This is a genomic window from Micromonospora sp. D75 (assembly GCF_018070405.1).
GTDB lineage: Bacteria > Actinomycetota > Actinomycetes > Mycobacteriales > Micromonosporaceae > Micromonospora > Micromonospora chalcea.
This window is the reverse complement of record NZ_JAGPXV010000436.1, coordinates 1-5,147: the sequence shown is the minus strand read 5'-3', so window position 1 is coordinate 5,147 and position 5,147 is coordinate 1. Positions and strand designations below refer to the sequence as shown.

Here is a 5,147-nt window from a genome sequence, read left to right as displayed (position 1 = left end):
CGATGACGACGACGCCGGCTCCGGCGCGGCGACCGCCCTCGGGGTGGCCGGTCTGGTCGCCGGACTGGCCGGTCTGGTCCTCGGCGGTCTGGCGTTCGCGCGTACCCGGCGGGAGCCCGCGGCGAAGTCCTGAACGCGAGCGACGCACCGGCCCGGCGGAACGATCCGCCGGGCCGGTCGCCGTCCCGGCCGGGTGCCGCCGATATCCGGCGATCGGCCGACCCGCGTCGGTAAGGTCTGGCGGGTAGTTGGCTACCGAGAGGGACGACGCGAATGCGTTTCGCACGCACGATCGCCGGCATGGTGCTGCTGGCGCTGGGGGTTCCGGCCCTGCTGGCCGGCGCCGGCCTCTGGCTCGCGGCCGGGCACGCCGACCCGGACGGCGGTTTCGGCGCCCGGTTCGAGCCGGTCCGCACGCCCGCCCGCGTGGTGCTGGTGACCGACGTGGACGCGCTGCTGCGCACCGACCTGCCGGTGGCGCGCACCGGGCAGGCCCGGCTGCACCTCACCGCGCGGGACGACCACGGCCCGGTCTTCCTCGGCCTCGCCCCGGCCGACGAGGTGCGGCGGTGGCTGGCCGACGTCCCGCACAGCACCGTGCGCCGCGTCGCTGTCACCCGGGGCCCGCTTCCGGTCGATCTCGACCCGGCCACCGCCGGCGACGGCGTCGCCGTGCCGCTGGCCCAGCCCTTCTGGGTACGCGAGGGCATCGGCTCGCTGGAGTGGAGCCCGGCCGAGCTGGGTGGCCGGTCGTTGAGCCTGGTCGTGATGCGCGTGGACGGCGCCGACGGGCTCGATCTGCGGATGCGGGGCGAGCTGCGGGCCGGCTGGTTCCCCGGGCTGGCGTGGGCGCTGCTGACCGGCGGGACGCTGCTGGTGGTCCTCGCCGTGGTGGTGCTCCTGCGGCCGCTGCGGCCGCGTGAGGTGGTCTTCGTGGTCGAGCCGGACCAGGTGCCGGTGCTGGCCGGGCGCCTCGGCGTCACCTCGCTGAGTGGGCTGGGCCGGCAGCCGGGTCCGGCGTCGCGGCCCGAACGGCATCTGGTGGCGGTGGGCTCGGGCACCCACGGGCGGACCCGCGCGGCGATCGCCCCGCCGCCCGGCCGCTGCCCGGACGACCAGGACTGACCGGAAGAACCGAACGGCCCTCCGCGCTGCCGACGCGGAGGGCCGTCCTCACCGGGGGATCGGTGCTACCTGGGAGAAATCTGAGGTAGTTGAGACCAGATTAGCGCTGATCGCCGTTTGTTGCGAGGTGTGTCCGTTCAGTCCGTGTTATCTGAGGTTCGTCCCGGTGGTGGCGGATCGGGAGCGCCACCAGCAACAGCAGGCTGAGCAGCACGTACACGTTGCGCACGACGAAGTCGACCGGGTCGTCCGTGTGCACGATGGCGGTGCCCCAGTCCTGGAACGTCACCAGGCCGTACACGATCGGCAGGCCGACCACGGCGGCCAGCGCGAACAGCCCGCCCCGGCGGCGCGCCCCGGCGGGCGTCGCCGGATCGGCGTCCAGCGCCGCGTCGACGAGCACCACCACGGCGGGGATGAACCAGTAGAGGTGGTGGATCCAGGTGATCGGGCTGACCAGCCCGCCCACCAGGCCGGTCACTGTGAGCCCCACCAGCGCGTCCCCGGCGCGCGCCGCCCGCGCCGCGCGCCACAGGCCGAACGCGGCCACCGCCAGCGCGAGCAGCAGCCACAGCAGCCGGTCCGCCTCGGCCGACGCGGACAGGCGGCTGAGCAGCCCGAACAGCGACTGGTTGCCGGTGTAGTCGGTGCGGCCCACCCGGTCGGTGGCCCACAGCTCGTGGGTCCAGAACCGCCACGAGTCACCGGGCGCGACCGCCGCCGCCAGCAACGTGGCCGCCGCCGCGGTCGCCGCCGCCACCGCCGCCGCCCGCCACTTGCGGGCGACCAGCAGGTAGAGGACGAAGATGCCGGGGAAGAGCTTGAGCGCCGCGGCCAGTCCCACGCCCACGCCGGCCCAGCGTCGCCCCTGGGGTACGGCGAACAGCAGGTCGGCCAGGATCAGCACCACCAGCAGCATGTTGATCTGCCCGAGCGTGAGCGTCTCCCGGGTGCTCTCCACCGCCAGCACCAGCAGCACGGCGACCGTCAGCCCGAACCCGCGCGGCAGGTCGTGCCGCCGCAGCACCGGCAGCACCAGCCAGCGGGTCGTCACCACCACGGCGGCCACGGTCAGCACCACGAACGTGGCGACCGCGACGCCGAGCCGCAGATAGCCGAACGGCAGCAGCAGCAGCGCCGCGAACGGCGGATAGGTGAAGTAGAGCGCGCCCTGCACCCGGTCCGGCTGGACGTAGTCGTAGAGCGGATGCCCGGCCGCCCACCAGTCCATCGCCGACATGTAGATCTTCTGGTCGTAGTAGTCGTGGCGCAGGTTGGGCAGGTAGAGCGCCGGCAGGATCGCGACCAGCGCCAGCACCGCTACGACCCGCCGGACCGTACGCGCGCCCACGTCGCCGCGGGCGACGGCGGGTGGGGCGGCGGGTTCGGCTGGCACGCAGGAAACCCTAGCGGTCCACGTCGGCCACCGTGCCGAGGCGCGGGCGGGTCGGCGGCGCGTAGTCTGTTCCGGTGGCTGATCTTCTCGTCTGGATCGACTGTGAGATGACCGGGCTGGACCTGCGGCGGGACGCGCTGATCGAGGTCGCGGCGCTGGTCACCGATCCCGATCTCAACGTGCTCGGTGACGGCGTCGACGTGGTGATCCACGCCGACGACGAGGTGCTCGACGGCATGCCGGAGATCGTGCGCAGCATGCACGCCAAGTCCGGGCTCACCGAGGAGGTACGCCGCTCCACGGTCACCCTGGCCGAGGCCGAGGACATGGTGCTCGACTACGTGACCAGCTACGTGAAGGACCCACGTACCGCGCCGCTGTGCGGCAACTCGATCGCCACCGACCGGGGCTTCCTGGCCCGCGACATGACCCGGCTCGACGCCCACCTGCACTACCGGATGATCGACGTGTCGTCGATCAAGGAGCTGTGCCGGCGCTGGTACCCGCGGGTGTACTTCGGGCAGCCGCAGAAGGGCCTGGCCCACCGGGCGCTCGCCGACATCCGGGAGAGCATCCGCGAGCTGGAGTACTACCGGCGGACCGTGTTCGTGCCGCTGCCGGGCCCGGACGTCGAGGCCGCGAAGGCGATCGCCGCCCAGCTCTGACGCCCGCGCCGAACCCGGTGGACGGGGTCGGCCGGAGTGTGGCTATTATTAGTCCGCGCACCGCCCGGGCAACCGCAAGCGGCGAGCATGGTGGCTGTAGCTCAGTTGGCAGAGCACCGGGTTGTGGTCCCGGTTGTCGTGGGTTCAATTCCCATCAGTCACCCCGATAGTGGATCTGCTCCACTGCCTGATCACGCCCCCTCCTTCGAGGGGGCGTGAGTCGTTTCAGGGGCACCGCAGGGGAGTCGTGGCCCCGCCAGTGCGCGTCTCCCCTGCGGAAGGCGTTCGAACTCCGGCTGGAAATCGACGCGATGTGCTTCCTGCCCGGAGAAGCACGCCTACACTGGGGTGGTACATAGAGCCGATCAGTCCGCGGATGTGGTCGGAAGTCGGGCCGAGGACTCCCGGGGCAGACCGGGACCTCGGCCCCGCGCATGTTCCAGTCAGTGCAGCTCGATCTCGGACACTCTCAGTGTGGGCGTCAGCGGAGCGAGCAGCTGGACCGCTGCAGTCATGGACGCCACGGCCGGGATCATCTTGCGCCGTTCGCCGTCGGTCGCGTCCCGGTAGTGAACGCGGGCCCGGGGCGTCGGAGCCAGCCTGGCAGCGTCGAACCTGACCATTTCGACCTCGCCGGTCTGTATCACCGCCGCTGCGAGCACGTAGATGCCGCTGCGGTCGGGCCGCTGACGCATCGACTCGTCGAGCCAGGCCGCGCTGCTCATCTGACCACCTCAACGACCGGCTGACGGAAGGTCCATGGCGCGCCCGGCCCTGAGGGGAACGAGCGCGGTCCCGACAAGACATGGCCTGTGTGTCTCCTCACGACGAAGCCCCCTCCTTCCGGAGGGGGCTTCGTCGTGAGCGGGGTTCAGGGGGTCGGCTCGACGCTCGGCGTACCGGCGTCCGGCGTGGTGTCGGGGTCCGGGGTGTCGGCGGCCGGCGGCTCGTACGGCAGGGCGCTGCCCTTGACGTACTCCTCCCAGCTCATGTTCCAGTCGGTCCAGCCGTTGCCGTTCTGGAGCTTGCGCTCGGTGCCCTTCACCGTGATCGGGTCACCGATGCGGGTGTTGGCGAACAGCCAGTTGCCTTCCTTCATCGAGACGTTGACGCAGCCGTGCGACACGTTCGACCGGCCCTGCACGCCCTCGGACCAGGGCGCGGCGTGGATGAACTCGCCGCCCCAGGTGAGCCGCTGGGCGTAGTCGATCTCGGTGCGGTAGCCCTCCTCCGGGCCCAGCTCCTGCATGGTGTCGAAGACCGTGTGCCGGAGCTTCTCCATCACCACCATCGTGCCGCTGGACGAGGGGGTGCTCTTCTTGCCGAGGCTCACCGGGATGGTCTTGACCACCTTGCCGTCGCGGGTGACTGTCATCCGCTTGGTGCGGTTGTCGACCGTCATCACGAACGACGGACCGATCTTGACGTCGACGGTGAGGTCGGACCGGCCGTACCAGCCGCCGCCGAGCGGCAGCCCGCCCGCCTGCACCTTGTAGCTGACGGTGCTGTTCGGCTTCCAGAACGTCTTGGGCCGGTAGCGCACCTCGGTCGGGCTCACCCAGTGCCAGATGCCCTCCTGGGCCGGCTTGGCGGTGACGATCATCCGGCGCTGCACGTCGTCGCGGTAGTCCTCCGGGATGGCCCGGCCGAACTTCACGATCAGCGGCATGGCCACGCCGACGACCTGGTTGTCGCCGAGGAAGCTGGTGACCCGGACCTGCTTGGCCGGCTTCGCCATGGTGGTGAACGTGCTGGTGGCGGTCGCGGGCTTGCCGTCGTCGCCGGTCGCCGTCACGGTCGCGGTGTACGTCTGCCCGTACTCCAGGGCGCCGGCCGGCAGCCAGCTCTTGCCGTCCGCGGCGACCGCGCCGTCGACGGCCTTGCCGGTGGAGTCCTTCACCTCGACCGTTGTCTCCTGCGCCTCGGTCGTGGTGAAGACGATGGCGGTGGAGGCGGGCACG

At 71.6% G+C, this 5,147-nt stretch carries 4 protein-coding genes, 1 tRNA gene and 1 pseudogene; 3 read left to right on the top strand and 3 right to left on the bottom strand.

Translation table 11 applies throughout. The features are described from left to right. Window positions 1–780: 780 nt before the first annotated feature. Window positions 781–1,002 (top strand): annotated as a pseudogene (locus tag KBX39_RS34115) (hypothetical protein); the annotation flags it as partial. Window positions 1,003–1,225: 223 nt separating this feature from the next. Here KBX39_RS34115 and KBX39_RS22530 read toward each other — a convergent pair. Next, complete coding sequence (locus KBX39_RS22530) at window positions 1,226–2,521, bottom strand: glycosyltransferase 87 family protein (protein ID WP_209960260.1); 1,296 nt, start codon at window positions 2,519–2,521, stop codon at window positions 1,226–1,228. Window positions 2,522–2,595: 74 nt separating this feature from the next. Between KBX39_RS22530 and orn the strand changes: the two genes are divergently transcribed. Together orn and KBX39_RS22520 are read left to right on the top strand one after the other, a co-directional pair. Next, complete coding sequence (orn, locus tag KBX39_RS22525) at window positions 2,596–3,186, top strand: oligoribonuclease (protein WP_082931010.1); 591 nt, start codon at window positions 2,596–2,598, stop codon at window positions 3,184–3,186. A gap of 90 nt (window positions 3,187–3,276) precedes the next feature. Next, window positions 3,277–3,349 (top strand) — tRNA-His (locus KBX39_RS22520). A 280-nt stretch (window positions 3,350–3,629) separates the two neighbouring features. Here KBX39_RS22520 and KBX39_RS22515 read toward each other — a convergent pair. Together KBX39_RS22515 and KBX39_RS22510 are read right to left on the bottom strand one after the other, a co-directional pair. Next, window positions 3,630–3,911 (bottom strand): hypothetical protein, encoded by a 282-nt coding sequence (locus KBX39_RS22515; protein ID WP_210872384.1) that lies wholly within the window; start codon window positions 3,909–3,911, stop codon window positions 3,630–3,632. A 146-nt stretch (window positions 3,912–4,057) separates the two neighbouring features. Further along, on the bottom strand, window positions 4,058–5,147 hold a 1,090-nt coding region (locus tag KBX39_RS22510), incomplete at its 5' end, for an Ig-like domain-containing protein (RefSeq protein ID WP_210872382.1).

What these genes read in the sequence shown, in the direction of transcription:
- KBX39_RS22515 (WP_210872384.1), bottom strand. Translation starts at nt 3,911, where the DNA reads ATGAGCAGCGCGGCCTGGCTCGACGAGTCGATGCGTCAGCGGCCCGAC.